We start from the raw sequence: 14,142 nt of genomic DNA on the forward strand, positions 1-14,142 counted from the left end.
GCCATGACAATTTCGTCGGAATACGACTACATCATCGTTGGTGCCGGCTCCGCCGGCTGCGTGCTTGCGAACCGCCTGTCGAAAGACCCGAAGACCCGCGTGCTGTTACTTGAAGCAGGCGGCAAGGATCGCAATCCGCTGTTTCGCCTGCCTATGCTGATGGGCAAACTGTTTCACTCGGGCATCTACAATTGGCATTATCACACAGAGCCGGAGCCCTCTCTCAATAACCGTTCGCTCTATTGGCCACGCGGCAAGGTTCTCGGCGGCACCTCCACGATCAACGGCATGATCTATGTCCGCGGCAATCGGCACGACTATGATCGATGGTCGCAGTTCGGCCTGCCTGGCTGGTCCTATGACGAAGTCTTGCCCGCCTTTCGCCGTTCGGAATTCCATGTGCAGCGTAACGGACAGTTTCATGGGGACGGAGGCGAACTGACGGTCTGCCGTGCGCGCGGTCACAACCCATTGATGGATGTGTTTTGCGAGGCGGGGCAACAGGCCGGTTATCCCTTGAATGACGATTTCAATGGCGAGACGCAGGAAGGTTTCGGCCGCTACGATTTCACCATTCGAAAAGGCAAGCGCTGGTCCACGTCCTGGGCTTTCCTTCGCCCTGCGATGCACCGCGCCAACCTCACGGTGATCACGGGTGCTGAGACCACACGCCTGCTGATCGAGAATGGTAGAGCAACCGGCGTCGAGTATATTAAAGCCGGAAATGTGTCGGTGGCGCGCTCCGCGGGCGAAATCGTGCTCTCTGCCGGGGTTGTCAATACGCCCAAGGCACTGCTGCTATCGGGTATTGGTCCGGCCGACGAACTGAAGGCAATTGGAATCAAGCCGCTTCTCGATCTACCAGGGGTCGGCAAGAATCTTCAGGATCATGTCGATTGCGTTATGAGTTGGGAGTGCCGTCAACCCATAACCCTGTTCGGCGATTTACGCGCCGACAAGCTGATCCCCGCCGTCGCACAGGGAATGCTGTTCGGCGAAGGTATCACCACGACCTTTCCCTATGAGGCCGGCGCATTCGTCCGCTCCAATGATGGATTGGTCGCGCCCGACATCCAGCTCCACTTCATGCCGGCGCTGGAAAAGACTGCCAATCTGCATTTTCCCAATCCGTTCCGTAAAAAGCAACGTGTCGAAGCCAATCATGGCTTCACCATTCGCGTCGGGCCGGTCAATCCGGTCAGCCGGGGCGAGATCACGCTGCGATCCACCAATCCCACCGACAAGCCGAAGATCCTCGCAAACTACCTGCGTGACGATTTCGACGTCCGGACCATGATCGACGCCATTCGATTGACGCGCGATATCGTTGGCCAGAAGGCTTTCGATGGTTATCGCGGACTTGAGCTGGCGCCTGGGCCAACGGCGAAAAGCGATGCTGATCTGACCACGTGGCTGCGCGCTACTGCCATGACCACCTTCCACCCCGTCGGCACGGCCAAGATGGGCAACGACCCAATGGCCGTTGTCGATGCAGAGCTCAAGGTGCACGGCATCGATGGCCTACGAGTGGCCGATGCCTCGATAATGCCGATCATCTCCAGCGGCAACACCAATGCCCCAGCCATCATGATCGGCGAAAAATGCGCCGAATTCATCCTGAACGCTTGAAGGAAGCAAAAGAATGATCCTCGAACACCGCACCTATACCTTCAAACCGGGCACGGTCGACAAATGGATGAAGAAGTACGAAGCCGAGGGCCTGCCGATCCAGAAGCGGCATCTCAACCGGTTCGTCGGGCTGTACGTTTCGGAGATCGGGGTGCTGCACACCACCGTGCTGATGTGGGCCTATGACAGCCTTGCCGACCGCGAGGCACGTCGCCAGGCCATGTATGCCGATCCGGAATGGCAATCCTTCATTGCAGGCGTCTGGGCGCTTGATGCCATCCAGAAGCAGGATGTCATGATCATGAATCCGGCGCCCTATTCGCCGCTCGCCTAGGAAAATTTAGTAGCGCGACTTTAAACAACTAAAAGAGAGGGAACTGCACATATGAAAAACACCAAAATTGACAATGATCTTTCCCGCGGGTTCGATCGCCGTACTTTCCTCCAGCTCGGCGCCGGCGCGGCAGCGTTCAGCCTGGCCACCGGGCTACTGCCGGAAGCGGCGCGGGCAGCCGGCGGTCTGGTTGCGCTGGTTCATACGCAGGCGGCCGGAGACAACGGCCCGGTCGATGCGATGATTGCGAAGCTCAAGCAGCTGTCCACGGAGCAGGGTTTTACCTATCGCGCCGTCTACGCACAGGATCCCGCAACCTACGAGACCGTGTTCCGCACGCTCGGAGATGCCGGCGCATCCATTATCGTCTCGACCTTCAATGAGGTTGCGGAACCATTCAAGGCGCTTGCCCCTTCCTATCCCAACACCAAATGGATTCAGCTGTTTGCCGACCCCTTTGAGCCGGCCATCCCGAACGTCGTCACGGTTTCCTATGACTATTATCTCGGCTGCTACCTTTCCGGCGTTTTCGCCGCGAAGATGTCGAAGACCGGCAAGATCGGCTTCATCGGCGGCGTCTCTATTCCGCCGCTCAACGCAGACTTCAACGCGCTGAAAGCCGGTGTCCATTCGGTCAATCCGAATGCCACGGTGACAGCTGCTTTCGCGGGGTCGTTCCAGGATCCGGCCAAGGGTCAGGAAATTGCGACGCAAATGTTTAACGATGGCATCGACTATATACAGACCGATGCGGCAGCCACCGATGGCGGCATCATTTCTGCGGCCAACGAGAAGGAAGGCCGCATGGTTAGTTGCCTGTCGCCGGCACAATTCGCGCTTGGCCCGAAATCGGTGATTTCGATCGTCGGCCTGGATTACGGCGTGTCGCTTTACAACGAGGTCGGCAAAGCGCTGGGAACCGGATGGAAAGGTGGCACCCACGAACATACCGGCCTTGGAACCGATGTCATCAACTTCATTCCCTCGCCATTGTTTGCCGAGCATGGGCCGGCTGCGCTGACCGCGACGGCAAAGGAAGCCTTGAAGGATGTCGACAAGGTGCGTGCCGGCATTCTCGGCGGTTCCGTTAAGGTCGACTTCAATACAACCCTATAGGCGCTGCGTTAGCCGGCCGCACGAGGGCGGCCGGTAGGGTATCTGAGGTCCCGGCGGCAGCGTCGGGACCGTTGAATCATGTCGGAAAGCTCTTCATGTCCAATCATTCCCCGCCTGCACTCGCATGCCGCGACGTGACCGTTCGCTATGGCGATGTCACGGCGCTCTCGGAAGTTTCGATCGAATTCGAAGCCGGCCTCATTCATGCCGTTCTTGGCCAGAATGGAGCGGGCAAAACGACATTTGCCCGCGTTGCGTCCGGTCTCGTGCAGCCGACAACGGGGAGGGTGGAGATCGGAGGACAAGCGATCCGCACCGGCCATGTGCGTGACAGCCGCGAGGCGGGTGTCGAGCTTGTTCATCAGAGCTTCGCCTTGCCGCCGTCATTCACCGTAGCTGAGGTGATGGAATTCGGTGCACCGGGCCATGGCGGTTTCTACTCGCGCAAGGCACTGGCGGAGAAGTGGCGTCCGCATTTACAGAGCCTCGATATCCAGGTCGATCTTTCGCGGCGCATCCGCGATCTGCCGGTCGAAACTCAGCAGAGCATCGAAATCGCTCGTGCGCTCGTCACCGATGCGAAGGTATTGATCCTCGACGAGCCGACGGCAGTTCTCTCTCCTGCTGGCATCGACATGCTTTTCGCCCGAGTGCAGCGGTTGAAGGACCGCGGCGTTACTGTCATTCTCATTCTTCACAAGATCCGCGAAGTACTGGGCATCGCAGACACCATCAGCGTGTTGCGCGGCGGCCGGCGGGTGGAAGGCCCGGTACCGAAAGCAGATCTCTCGGCCGAGCGCCTTACGGCACTGATTGTCGGCGACGCGGTCCGATCACAAAGTGCAAAGGACAGGGATGCGCTGCTTGGTATTGAGCAACCGCATGGCAAACTGCCTTTCAAGCATTCCGTTAATGCAGCGCAGGCACCGGCATTGACGCTGAAATCGGTCTCTACCGTCTCGGACGACGAAGGCGCGCCGCTTGAGAATGTCAGCCTGTCCGTACGGCCCGGAGAAATCGTCGGCATTGCCGGTGTCGAGGGCAACGGGCAGAAGACATTGGTTCGCGCCATCGCCAACCTGGCGGCACTTTCGTCCGGCACGATCACGCTTTCCGGGCAGGATGTCACGACAAAGACAGTAGCCGCTCGCCGCAACGCCGGGCTGCGTATCATTCCGTTCGAGCGCAATGTCGAGGGCCTCAGCCTGACCAGCTCCTTGTGGGAAAACTGGAGCGCGCGCGAATTGCTCCAGGGTTCCCTGCTGCAATTCGTCAACCCCGCGCGTATCCGAAAGCTTTGCGATCGTTCCCTGAAAAGCTGGGGTGTCCATTATCATGTCTCCTCGCAACCCGCCGGCTCTCTGTCGGGCGGGAACGCTCAGAAGGTTATTCTGGCCCGTGAAATCGATGCGGATGCCAAGCTCATCATCGCCGCTCAGCCGACACGCGGACTCGATATCGGCGCCACCGCCTTTGTTTGGAAGTCCCTGCGAGCGGCGCGCGACAGGGGAGCGGCGATCCTGTTGATCTCTTCGGATCTGGACGAACTTTTCGATATTTCCGACCGCGTGTTGGTCATGCTGTCTGGCCGCGTCGCCGGTGAGTTCGTCGAACCATACGATATCCACTCGGTCGGTGCGGCTATGGTCGGGGCAACATCGGCGAGAAAGGAAGCTTGACGATGAAAAGCAGGATTGTCGTCATTCTCCGCAGCCTGATCTTCGTGGCCCTCTCGCTGATCCTCTGCGCCGTGATTTTCCAGTTTGCCGGCTACAATGCACCACAGATGCTGGTTGCTGTCGCAGATGGCGCATTTCTGCGTCCGGGCGCCGTCGAGCAAAGTCTGAGATGGGCGTTGCCCTTGTTCATCACGGCTGTCGGCGTCAGCATTTCCTTCCGTGCCGGTTTTTTCAATATCGGCGCGCAGGGGCAGTTCTATGTCGGCGCGATCGCTGCCGCCTTTGCGGCAGAAGCCTTGCGTGGCGGTCCTGCGCTCGTCGTCGTTCCGCTGATCTTTCTGGCAGGCATGACGGGTGGAGCGCTTTGGGCGCTTTGGCCAGGCCTGCTGAAACTGCGCTCCGGTACGGATGAGGTCATTACCACGCTAATGGGCAACTTCATGGCTGGCTTGCTTCTGGTCTATGTAACGTCAGGGCCATTGAAGGATCCGTCCGGCACCGGGCAGCAGGCTTCGAGCCGCCCGATCGATGCGGCCTATCGCATCTCCAACTCGCTTGGGCTGTCCCCGACGATCATTGGTATTGCGTTTGTCGTGGGGATCGCGATGTGGCTTCTGGTCAATCGCACCGGCTTTGGTGTCCTGGCAAGCCTTGCCGGCCGAAACGGCACCATGGTGCGTTGGCAAGGTGCAAAGCTCTGGCAGCTCGGATTGTCGAGTTTCATCATTTCCGGTGCGTTGGCAGGCCTAGCGGGAACGATCGAACTGATAGGCCCCAACGGCCGCATCGCTTCCGGATTCCTGGCGACGCACGGCTTCACTGCCATCCTGATCGCGTTGGTCGCCAATCTCTCGGTCGTCGGCACCGCCGCCGTATCCGTCTTCTTCGGAGGATTGGCATCGGCCGCGCTCTATCTGCCTATCATGGCCGGCTTGCCGGCCGCGGCGATCGACATCATCAATGCCGCCATCGCGCTGTTTATCACCGCCAGGTCCAACGTCGTCGAGAAGCTTCTGCGTCTGGGAGGACGTCCGCAATGAACGACATCATCATCGCCATCCTGCGTTCGGGTACGCCACTGGTCTATGTGACACTCGCCGGAGTCATCGCACAGCGTGCAGGCGTCTGGAATCTCGGTCTCGAAGGCCTGATGATCATCGGCGCTTGCGCCACCATCCTCGGAATCATGCTGACGCACTCCTTTATCCTGGCCATATTCATCGCCATTCTGCTCTGCGTCGCAGCCTCGATGCTGCTGTGGTTCGTCATCGAGAAGCTAAAGGCCAATCCGACCATTGCCGGGCTCGGTCTGACCGGTCTCGGCGTCGGCGGCACGGCGCTGGCGGTCGAAGCGATCTTCGGCAGCCAGGGGACAGTGACGGCTCCCTTCGGGGTGCCGAAGCTTGGCCCGGCTTTCGGTTCCTACGGTGTCCTGTCGATCTTCGTTGCAGCCATGCCTTTCGTCGTCTTCGCCATGTGGTTATTGCTACGTCGCAGCCGCTTCGGTCTGCAGCTTGCAGCGAGCGGCGAGCATCCCTTTGCCGCGCGGAGCGTCGGCATCCAGCCGCAACGCATGCGTCTTGTGGCCTTGTCAATCGGCGGCATGCTATGCGCCATCGGCGGAGCGGAACTGGCTGCGGGAAGCCTGCAATTCTTTGCACAAGGGATGACGGCCGGACGCGGCTTCATGGCGTTCGCCGCTGTTATCTTCGGTGCGACCCATCCGGTTGGCGCCACGCTGGCGGCGTTCTTCTTCGCTATTGCCAGTGCGCTCGGCATTCGCGCACAGTTGATGTTCGGCGAGAAAGTGCCGCACGATTTGTTGCAGGCGCTTCCTTACCTCGCCACCGTGTTCGGCGTCTGGCTTTCCGGCCGGCTAAGTGGTGCCAAGACTGCGGGAAGCTTCGGCGAGCTGAAGGACCAATAGGGGAGAGAAACGGCCATGAACAAGACCCTGATCCGCAATGCCAATATCCTCGCGGTGGATGCAGCACATGGCACGAAACCCTTCTCCGGTGACCTTCTGGTCGAGGGCGGATTGATTGCCGCAATCGGCCCCGATCTGGCCCCGCCGGATGGAGCGCGCATCATCGATGGCCGCGACCGGCTCATCATGCCGGGGCTCGTCAATGCTCACACCCACTCCAGCGAAACCTTCTTTCGCGGCCGCTACGAAGGGATGCCGTTGGAGATTTGGCTGCTCTACGCCTATCCGCTGCTGATGAACGATCCGATCGGAAAGCGGCTGCTCTATTTGAGAAGCTTGTTGCTGGCGATGGAATCGCTGCGCAATGGCGTCACCACTCTCTGTGACGACTTTTTTGATCCGCCACGCCATAATCTCGATCGGCTCGGCACGGTTTTCCGCGCCTACGACGATGCAGGCATCCGCGCGAATGTCTCAAGCGCGGCCATGAACATTCATACGCTTGATGCTTTACCTTTCGCACGCGATGTGATGTCGGCGGGGTTGCAGTCTCTACTCGATTTCGGACCACCGATGACGGCCGAGGCCTATGTCGATTTCTGCAAATCCGCCTTCGACAACCTGCACGGCCGCGCCGGACGCGTGAATTTTATGATTGCGCCATCTGCTCCCCAACGCTGCACACCAGATCTCATGATGGCCTGCATGGAACTGGCGATGGAAAAGCACGTGCCGTTCCATACTCATGTGCTGGAAACCCGGACGCAGGCGATTACCGGCCATGAGCTGCATGGCAAGAGCCTCATCGCCTACATGCGGGACCTGGGCCTTCTTCGACGCAATACGACGATAGCGCACTCTGTCTGGGTCAGCGACGACGACATGTTGCTGATGGGCGAGGCTGGTGTCTCGGTTGCCCACAATGCCATATCCAACCTGAAACTCGGTGCTGGCATCGCGCCAGTCAGGCGCCTTATGGATGCAGGCGTCACGCTGGGCCTCGGGACTGATGGCGTCTCATCCAACGATACGGCACGCATTTTCGACGTCATGCGCGTGGCAGGTCTTATCCATTCTGTTTCAGGACCGGATTATGGCAAATGGGTCACGGCCGACGAGATCCTGCGCATGGCAACGATCGGTGGCGCAAAGACGGCAATGCTCGAGCATGTCACCGGCTCGCTGGAGATCGGCAAATCCGCCGATCTCATGATTCTCAATTTGCGGTCCTATCCGTTCCTGCCGTTCAACGATGCGGCGAAGCATCTCGTCTATTCAGAAAACGGTTCGTCCATCGAAAAAGTCATGGTCGCCGGCCGTATCGTCATGGAGGACGGCCGCCTGACGACCGTGGACGAGGCGGCCGTCTTCGCCGAGCTGGCCGAGCTCGTGCCGGCGTGGCTGGAAGAGCATGCCGAACTCGAACGCCGCAATGGCATATTCGCCCCGGCCATGGCCGAAATTCACCGCCGTGCGACGCTAGCAGAATTGCCACTTTACCGCTATCAGGGCGATCTCCCATTTCTGGGTTGAACCACGCCACTCATAGAAAGGTGTTTCTATCGGAGAGGCAAAGGCGATCCTATGTCGATCGCTGCGGGGCAGTTGCGAGTGCTAGAGCGAGAGTGGCTCTAACTCATTGAGTAAGATAGAGAAAATCGCCTCCTGCCTTGTATTGGCGACTGCCGCTCTGACATCGGAACTATGTGCCCGTCGCAAGCTTGCGATTTTGGCGGCATCAAAATTTAGGCCGACGACACAGCGAAGCGGCGGCGCGGTTTTGAACGGTTGCTGAGCCACCACGAGGTGTCACCGATAGGTTCGCAAGGAAATACTAGAACGTTCCAAATTTTGGCTGCCTTCACGATCTAAGTGGCTATAGCCGCGTAGGGCTCATCAGTAAATACCGCAAAAATAAGCATTTTTCCAGTTATATCGGAATGACCCAAGGATTACGCATCGACTTTGATGATTTTTCCGACTTGACAACATTGGAACGTTCCAATTATTAACGCCGATATGGCTCGGGCCTTGGAGAACCTCATGAAAAATGAACGGGTAACCGTCATTGACATCGCGAAGGCGGCAGGTGTGTCGAAGTCGACGGTCTCCCTCGTTCTTCAGGGATCTCCGCTGGTCAATGACGGTACCCGGGCAAAGGTTACGGCTGTCATGCGCGAGCTCGGTTACGTCTATAACCGCGGTGCCGCCAACCTCAGGCAATCCAGCTCGAAGTCGAAGATCCTCGGCGTGGTTGTCAACGACCTGACTAATGGGTTCTTTGCCGAGCTTGCCGTCGGCGTCGACATGGTGGTGCAGTCCGCTGGTTTTGTTCAGTTCCTTTCCAATACCAGCGAAAGTCTGGATCGCCAGAGTGAGGTCATCGCCTCCATGCGCGAGCATGGAATCTCGGGTCTGATATTGTCGCCGGCCCGCGCAACGACCGCGGCTGATCTCAAGCCGATCGTCGCTTCAGGCATCCCCGTCGTCGTCGTCGTGCGCAACGTGCCGGGAGCTCGAGTGTCATCCCTCGTATCGGATAATCAGCAAGGCACATTTGCCAGCGTGCGGCATCTCGCATCCCTTGGGCATCGGCGGATAGCCTTCCTGGGAGGGTTCAACGATACCGCCGTCTTCGAAGACCGGCTTCAAGGGTATCGTGCTGCTATGGCAGCCCATGGCATGAAGCCTGACGATAGCCTTGTCGTCCCGTCCGCGCCCTCCAGGGCAGGCGGTGTTGATGCCATTGGACGAGCGTTAGCCATTGACGTCAAGCCGACGGCCGCCGTCTGCTTCAACGATGCGGTTGCCTTCGGCGTATGCGATGGGCTTCGCGCCAAGGGCCTGGAACCGGGAAAAGATTTTGCGGTGGTCGGCTTTGACGACGTCATCGAGGCGAAAACAGCGGTTCCGGCGCTGACGACCATTTCGGTCGACCCACAGGCGATGGGCCGGCGGGCCGCTCAGCTCCTCTTGAAGCAGATCAATGCCGGCAAGGCCGAGGCGGAATCGATCATTTCGTCCGTGCGCCTCGTGGTGCGCAGCAGTTGCGGGGCAGAAGGCGCTGATCCGTCGGTTAAAGTTGAAACAGGACTTTAGATGAACATGAGCAAGCACATTACGCCGGCGGAAGCCGCAGCCCTTATTCCGGATGGCGTCATCGTTTCAGTGTCGTCATCCAGTGGACTGGGATGCCCCGATCTGATGCTGAAGGCGATCGGCGAGCGTTTCGAAACGACCGGTCATCCGCGGGATATCACCACACTTCATCCGATTGCCGCTGGCGACATGAGCGGCATCAAGGGCGTGGATTATATCGCCAAGAAGGGATTGCTGAAGCGCATCCTCGGCGGATCCTACCCGTCCGGCCCGTCCAGCGCCGAGCCGCCACTCATTTGGCAGATGATCACCAATAACGAGATCCCCGCCTATAATATTCCCTCGGGCATCATGTTTGATATCCACCGCGAGGCCGCTGCCAAGCGTCCAGGGGTTTTGACCAAGGTTGGCATGGATACCTTTGTCGATCCCAAGCGCCAGGGCTGCGCCATGAACGAGCTGGCGACCCGGGAGCCCGTGGTCAAGCGCGTGTCGTTTGAAGGTGACGACTACTTGTTCTTCCCGTCGATCGTGCCGCAAGTCGCTATTATCCGTGCGACCACGGCAGACGAGCGTGGCAATCTCACCTACGAGCATGAAGGTGCCTATCTCGGCGGTCTTGATCAGGCTCTGGCTGCCCGCAACAATGGCGGCATTGTCATCGCTCAGGTCAAACGCATCACAAAGGAAGGTTCGCTAAAGCCCCATGATGTGCGTGTACCCGGGATGCTCGTCGACTACGTGATCGTCGATCCCGATCAGAAGCAGACGACGCAGACCCTCTACGATCCCGCCATCTCCGGCGAAATCTTCCGTCCGCTCGACAGTTTCAGTGTTCCGGAATTCAACATACAGAAGGTGATCGCCCGGCGCGTGGCTCAGGAGCTCCAGGCCGGAAGCTGCGTCAATCTTGGTTTTGGTATTTCCGCTAACGTGCCGCGTATCCTTCTGGAAGAAGGGCTCCACAGCGCCGTCACCTGGGTTATCGAACAGGGTGCCGTCGGCGGCGTTCCGCTTCTCGATTTCGCTTTCGGCTGCGCATCGAACGCCGACGCCTATATGCCGTCGCCGTATCAGTTCACCTATTTCCAGGGAGCCGGCTTCGATGCCTCGCTGCTTTCTTTTCTGGAAATCGGCAGGGACGGTTCCGTCAACGTGTCAAAGCTGTCCTTCCGTCCGCATGTGACCGCGGGTGCCGGTGGCTTCGTCGACATCACGGCGCGAGCGAAGAAGATCGTCTTCTCAGGCATGTTCAATGCGGGAGCAAAGCTCGCCATCGACGACGGCAAGCTCGTGGTCGAGAAAGAAGGCAAGCTGAAGAAGCTCGTCAACGAGGTGGAGCATGTCACCTTCTCGGGCAGGCGCGCTATCGAGCAGGGCCAGGACATCACCTATGTTACCGAGCGCTGCGTCATGAAGTTGACGCCGAATGGCATCGTACTGACGGAGATCGCTCCGGGTGTGGATATGCAGGAACACGTCCTTAGTCAGTCCGAATTCCCACTCATTGTATCGGAAGACCTCAAGATCATGGACGCGAACCTCTTCGCCGAGGCGAACATCAACCTTTCGCTTCCAAAGAAGAATACCCGTGTTCTGGAGGGTGTCTTCCATGGCTAGCGGTACGGTAAGAGTCGAGGTCGAAGGCCATATCGCGACGATGACGGTCTCGCGGCCGGAGAAGTTGAACGCGCTCGACCTCGACATGCTCAAGGCCCTGTCCGATGCCGCGGACGAGGTGGAAGCTAACGCTCAAGTCCGCGTCGCGATCCTGACAGGCGAAGGCAAGGGCTTCTCAGCCGGCGGTGATATCAAGGCGTGGGGCGGCATGCGCCCGGAAGAGTTCGGTCATGCCTGGGTTCGTCACGGTCATCGTATTTTCGAGCGGCTGGCCACATTGCGCGTTCCCCTTATCGCTGCTCTCAACGGACACGCGCTCGGCGGTGGTCTTGAGCTCGCTGGTGTTGCTGACATCCGCATAGCGGAGGAACACATCAAGATTGGCCTGCCCGAAACCGGCCTTGGCATGGTTCCGGGGTGGTCGGGTACCCAACGGCTCGTGAAACGCTTCGGAGCCCAGATCGTGCGTCGCATGGCGCTCGGTGGCGAAGTCTTTACCGCCGAGGAGGCGCGTGGTCTCGGGCTCGTGGATGCCGTTGTCGCGACCGGCGAAGCTGTCGTCGCGGCGAACGAATACGCGGCGCGTATCGCCGCCAGAGGGCCGGCGGCCCTCGAAATAGTCAAGCTCATGATCGCCTCAGCCAATGACGAGGACAACGGCACGGCAGTCGAGGCTCTTGGGTCGATCCTCGCCGCGAAGACCGGCGACCTCAAGGAGGGTGTCGCTTCATTTACCGAGAAGCGCTCAGCAAAATTCAAAGGAGAATGGTGATGACGGTTCTGGTGACGCCAAAGGCTCTTGCCGACCATAAGGCTCGAGACTTCAAGATGCTGATCGACGGCAAATGGGAGGCCGGCGCTTCCCAGCCGATCGAGCGCATCGCGCCAAGTCACGGCATCGTCGTCAGTCGTTTTCCGACCGGCACAAAAGAGGACACGGTGCGTGCCATCGCTGCGGCTCGCAAGGCGTTTGATCACGGCCCATGGCCCAGAATGACCGCGTCCGAGCGCTCGGCCATCTTGTTGAAGGCGGCCGATCTCATCGCCGCGCGCTCCGAGGAACTGGCCTATCTCGATGCCATCGAAGCCGGCAAGCCGATCTCGCAGGTTCGTGGGGAAATAGCGGGTTCGGTCGACATTTGGCGCTATGCGGCGGCTCTTGCGCGCGATCTTCATGGCGAAAGCTATAATACCCTTGGAGACGGCACGCTCGGCGTCGTCCTGCGTGAGGCGATCGGCGTTGTCTCCATCATCACACCCTGGAACTTCCCGTTCCTGATCGTCGGTCAGAAGCTGCCATTCGCGCTCGCAGCCGGCTGCACAACGATCGTGAAGCCATCCGAGCTGACGTCGGGATCGACGCTCGTCTTGGGCGAAATCCTCCAGGAAGCCGGTGTGCCCGATGGCGTGGTCAATATTGTCACCGGTACAGGGCCGGAGGTCGGCGCCATCATGACCTCGCATCCGGAGGTCGACATGGTTTCCTTCACCGGTTCGACGGGTGTTGGCAAGCTGACGATGACGAACGCCGCTCAGACGCTGAAAAAGGTCTCTCTTGAGCTTGGAGGAAAGAACCCTCAGATCGTCTTTCCGGACGCGGACCTGGATGCGTTCATCGATGCCGCCGTATTCGGCGCATATTTCAATGCGGGCGAATGCTGCAACGCCGGTTCCCGACTGATCCTGCACAAAAGCATCGCTTCCGATGTCGTCAAGCGGGTCGCTGAGCTTGCAAAGGACGTCAAGGTCGGGGACCCCCTCGATCCGTCCACTCAGGTCGGCGCGATCATCACGCCGCAGCATCTTGAGAAGATCAATGGCTATCTCGCTGGCGCAAAGGAGAGCGGCGCGAAAGTAGCTCATGGCGGTCAGGCTCTGGATTTTGGTATGGGTCAGTTCATGGCGCCGACCATTCTCGAAGCAGTCACGCCGAACATGGCCGTGGCTCGCGAGGAGGTCTTCGGACCCGTTCTCTCCGTGCTGACCTTCGAGACGACGGCCGAAGCGATCGAGATCGCCAATTCCATCGACTACGGCCTGTCGGCCGGCGTGTGGAGCCGCGATTTCGACACCTGCCTCACGATCGGCCGCAAGATCCGCGCCGGGACGGTCTGGATGAACACCTTCATGGATGGAGCGTCGGAGCTTCCGTTCGGCGGATACAAGCAATCCGGCCTTGGCCGCGAACTCGGCCGCCATGCCGTCGAAGATTATACCGAGACCAAGACGCTCAACATGCATATCGGCGCCCGAACCAACTGGTGGATGCCGCAGAAAGACAAGCTGGCCTGACAGCCGGCAAAGGACTGCGCCCGAGGAGGGCGGGGAAATAGTGCAGGAATGGTTCCTGCACTTCAAACTTGAACTGGGAGGTTCTCAATGCGCAAGTTTCTGACGACGACGGCGGTATTGGCGCTGGCGGTTGGTGGTTTGGGCGTATCGGCTCGGGCTGCGGATGTGAAGGAAGTGCAGATGCTGCACTGGTGGACATCGGGCGGCGAGGCAGCGGCGCTGAATGTCCTGAAGCAGGATCTGTCGAAGGAGGGCTATGCCTGGAAGGACGTTCCGGTGGCCGGCGGCGGCGGCGATGCGGCGATGACGGCGCTGAAGGCGATGGTGGCGGCCGGCAACTATCCGACCGCGTCGCAGATGCTCGGCTATACCGTGCTCGACTACGCCCAGGCCGGCGTCATGGGCGACCTGACGGAGACGGCGAAGAAGGAAGGCTGGGACAAGGC

Annotated in this window: 11 protein-coding genes and 1 pseudogene; all 12 read left to right on the top strand. The window is 59.4% G+C overall.

Annotated features, from left to right (window positions below; genetic code table 11):
• Positions 1 to 3: 3 nt before the first annotated feature.
• Positions 4 to 1,629: a GMC family oxidoreductase gene (locus QD409_RS30905; RefSeq protein WP_430764558.1), complete on the top strand. Its 1,626-nt coding sequence runs from the start codon at positions 4 to 6 to the stop codon at positions 1,627 to 1,629.
• A 13-nt stretch (positions 1,630 to 1,642) separates the two neighbouring features.
• Positions 1,643 to 1,963: an NIPSNAP family protein gene (locus QD409_RS30910; RefSeq protein WP_092851979.1), complete on the top strand. Its 321-nt coding sequence runs from the start codon at positions 1,643 to 1,645 to the stop codon at positions 1,961 to 1,963.
• 51 nt (positions 1,964 to 2,014) lie between these two features.
• A complete protein-coding gene (locus QD409_RS30915; RefSeq protein ID WP_092851981.1) occupies positions 2,015 to 3,079 on the top strand; it encodes a BMP family ABC transporter substrate-binding protein in 1,065 nt (354 codons plus the stop codon).
• A 95-nt stretch (positions 3,080 to 3,174) separates the two neighbouring features.
• Positions 3,175 to 4,758, top strand: coding sequence for an ABC transporter ATP-binding protein (locus QD409_RS30920; RefSeq protein ID WP_092851983.1), 1,584 nt, complete (start codon positions 3,175 to 3,177; stop codon positions 4,756 to 4,758).
• 2 nt (positions 4,759 to 4,760) lie between these two features.
• The gene (locus tag QD409_RS30925) at positions 4,761 to 5,798 is read left to right on the top strand and encodes an ABC transporter permease (protein ID WP_430764559.1); all 1,038 of its coding nucleotides are present in this window, start codon (positions 4,761 to 4,763) and stop codon (positions 5,796 to 5,798) included.
• Positions 5,795 to 6,685: an ABC transporter permease gene (locus QD409_RS30930; protein WP_430764560.1), complete on the top strand. Its 891-nt coding sequence runs from the start codon at positions 5,795 to 5,797 to the stop codon at positions 6,683 to 6,685. The genes QD409_RS30925 and QD409_RS30930 overlap by 4 nt, the downstream gene beginning before the upstream one ends.
• 15 nt (positions 6,686 to 6,700) lie before the next feature.
• Positions 6,701 to 8,218: an amidohydrolase family protein gene (locus QD409_RS30935; RefSeq protein ID WP_430764561.1), complete on the top strand. Its 1,518-nt coding sequence runs from the start codon at positions 6,701 to 6,703 to the stop codon at positions 8,216 to 8,218.
• Positions 8,219 to 8,728: 510 nt separating this feature from the next.
• Entirely contained in the window at positions 8,729 to 9,784 is a 1,056-nt protein-coding gene (locus QD409_RS30940) for a LacI family DNA-binding transcriptional regulator (RefSeq protein ID WP_092851991.1), read from the top strand.
• 6 nt (positions 9,785 to 9,790) lie between these two features.
• Positions 9,791 to 11,404, top strand: coding sequence for an acyl CoA:acetate/3-ketoacid CoA transferase (locus QD409_RS30945; protein WP_430764562.1), 1,614 nt, complete (start codon positions 9,791 to 9,793; stop codon positions 11,402 to 11,404).
• Positions 11,397 to 12,176, top strand: coding sequence for an enoyl-CoA hydratase/isomerase family protein (locus QD409_RS30950; RefSeq protein ID WP_430764563.1), 780 nt, complete (start codon positions 11,397 to 11,399; stop codon positions 12,174 to 12,176). The genes QD409_RS30945 and QD409_RS30950 overlap by 8 nt, the downstream gene beginning before the upstream one ends.
• Positions 12,176 to 13,696: an aldehyde dehydrogenase family protein gene (locus QD409_RS30955; protein ID WP_430764564.1), complete on the top strand. Its 1,521-nt coding sequence runs from the start codon at positions 12,176 to 12,178 to the stop codon at positions 13,694 to 13,696. The genes QD409_RS30950 and QD409_RS30955 overlap by 1 nt, the downstream gene beginning before the upstream one ends.
• Before the next feature lie 87 nt (positions 13,697 to 13,783).
• Positions 13,784 to 14,142, top strand: a pseudogene (locus QD409_RS30960) (sugar ABC transporter substrate-binding protein); the annotation flags it as partial.

This window comes from Rhizobium sp. BR 315 (genome assembly GCF_050577975.1).
In the GTDB taxonomy this organism is placed as follows: Bacteria; Pseudomonadota; Alphaproteobacteria; order Rhizobiales; family Rhizobiaceae; genus Rhizobium; species Rhizobium miluonense.

Excerpts from the sequence above, each read along its gene's own strand:
- QD409_RS30905 (WP_430764558.1), top strand. The coding sequence starts at position 4 with ATGACAATTTCGTCGGAATACGACTACATCATCGTTGGTGCCGGCTCC.
- QD409_RS30950 (WP_430764563.1), top strand. The coding sequence starts at position 11,397 with ATGGCTAGCGGTACGGTAAGAGTCGAGGTCGAAGGCCATATCGCGACG.
- QD409_RS30915 (WP_092851981.1), top strand. The coding sequence starts at position 2,015 with ATGAAAAACACCAAAATTGACAATGATCTTTCCCGCGGGTTCGATCGC.
- QD409_RS30920 (WP_092851983.1), top strand. The coding sequence starts at position 3,175 with ATGTCCAATCATTCCCCGCCTGCACTCGCATGCCGCGACGTGACCGTT.
- QD409_RS30935 (WP_430764561.1), top strand. The coding sequence starts at position 6,701 with ATGAACAAGACCCTGATCCGCAATGCCAATATCCTCGCGGTGGATGCA.
- QD409_RS30910 (WP_092851979.1), top strand. The coding sequence starts at position 1,643 with ATGATCCTCGAACACCGCACCTATACCTTCAAACCGGGCACGGTCGAC.
- QD409_RS30940 (WP_092851991.1), top strand. The coding sequence starts at position 8,729 with ATGAAAAATGAACGGGTAACCGTCATTGACATCGCGAAGGCGGCAGGT.
- QD409_RS30925 (WP_430764559.1), top strand. The coding sequence starts at position 4,761 with ATGAAAAGCAGGATTGTCGTCATTCTCCGCAGCCTGATCTTCGTGGCC.
- QD409_RS30945 (WP_430764562.1), top strand. The coding sequence starts at position 9,791 with ATGAGCAAGCACATTACGCCGGCGGAAGCCGCAGCCCTTATTCCGGAT.
- QD409_RS30930 (WP_430764560.1), top strand. The coding sequence starts at position 5,795 with ATGAACGACATCATCATCGCCATCCTGCGTTCGGGTACGCCACTGGTC.
- QD409_RS30955 (WP_430764564.1), top strand. The coding sequence starts at position 12,176 with ATGACGGTTCTGGTGACGCCAAAGGCTCTTGCCGACCATAAGGCTCGA.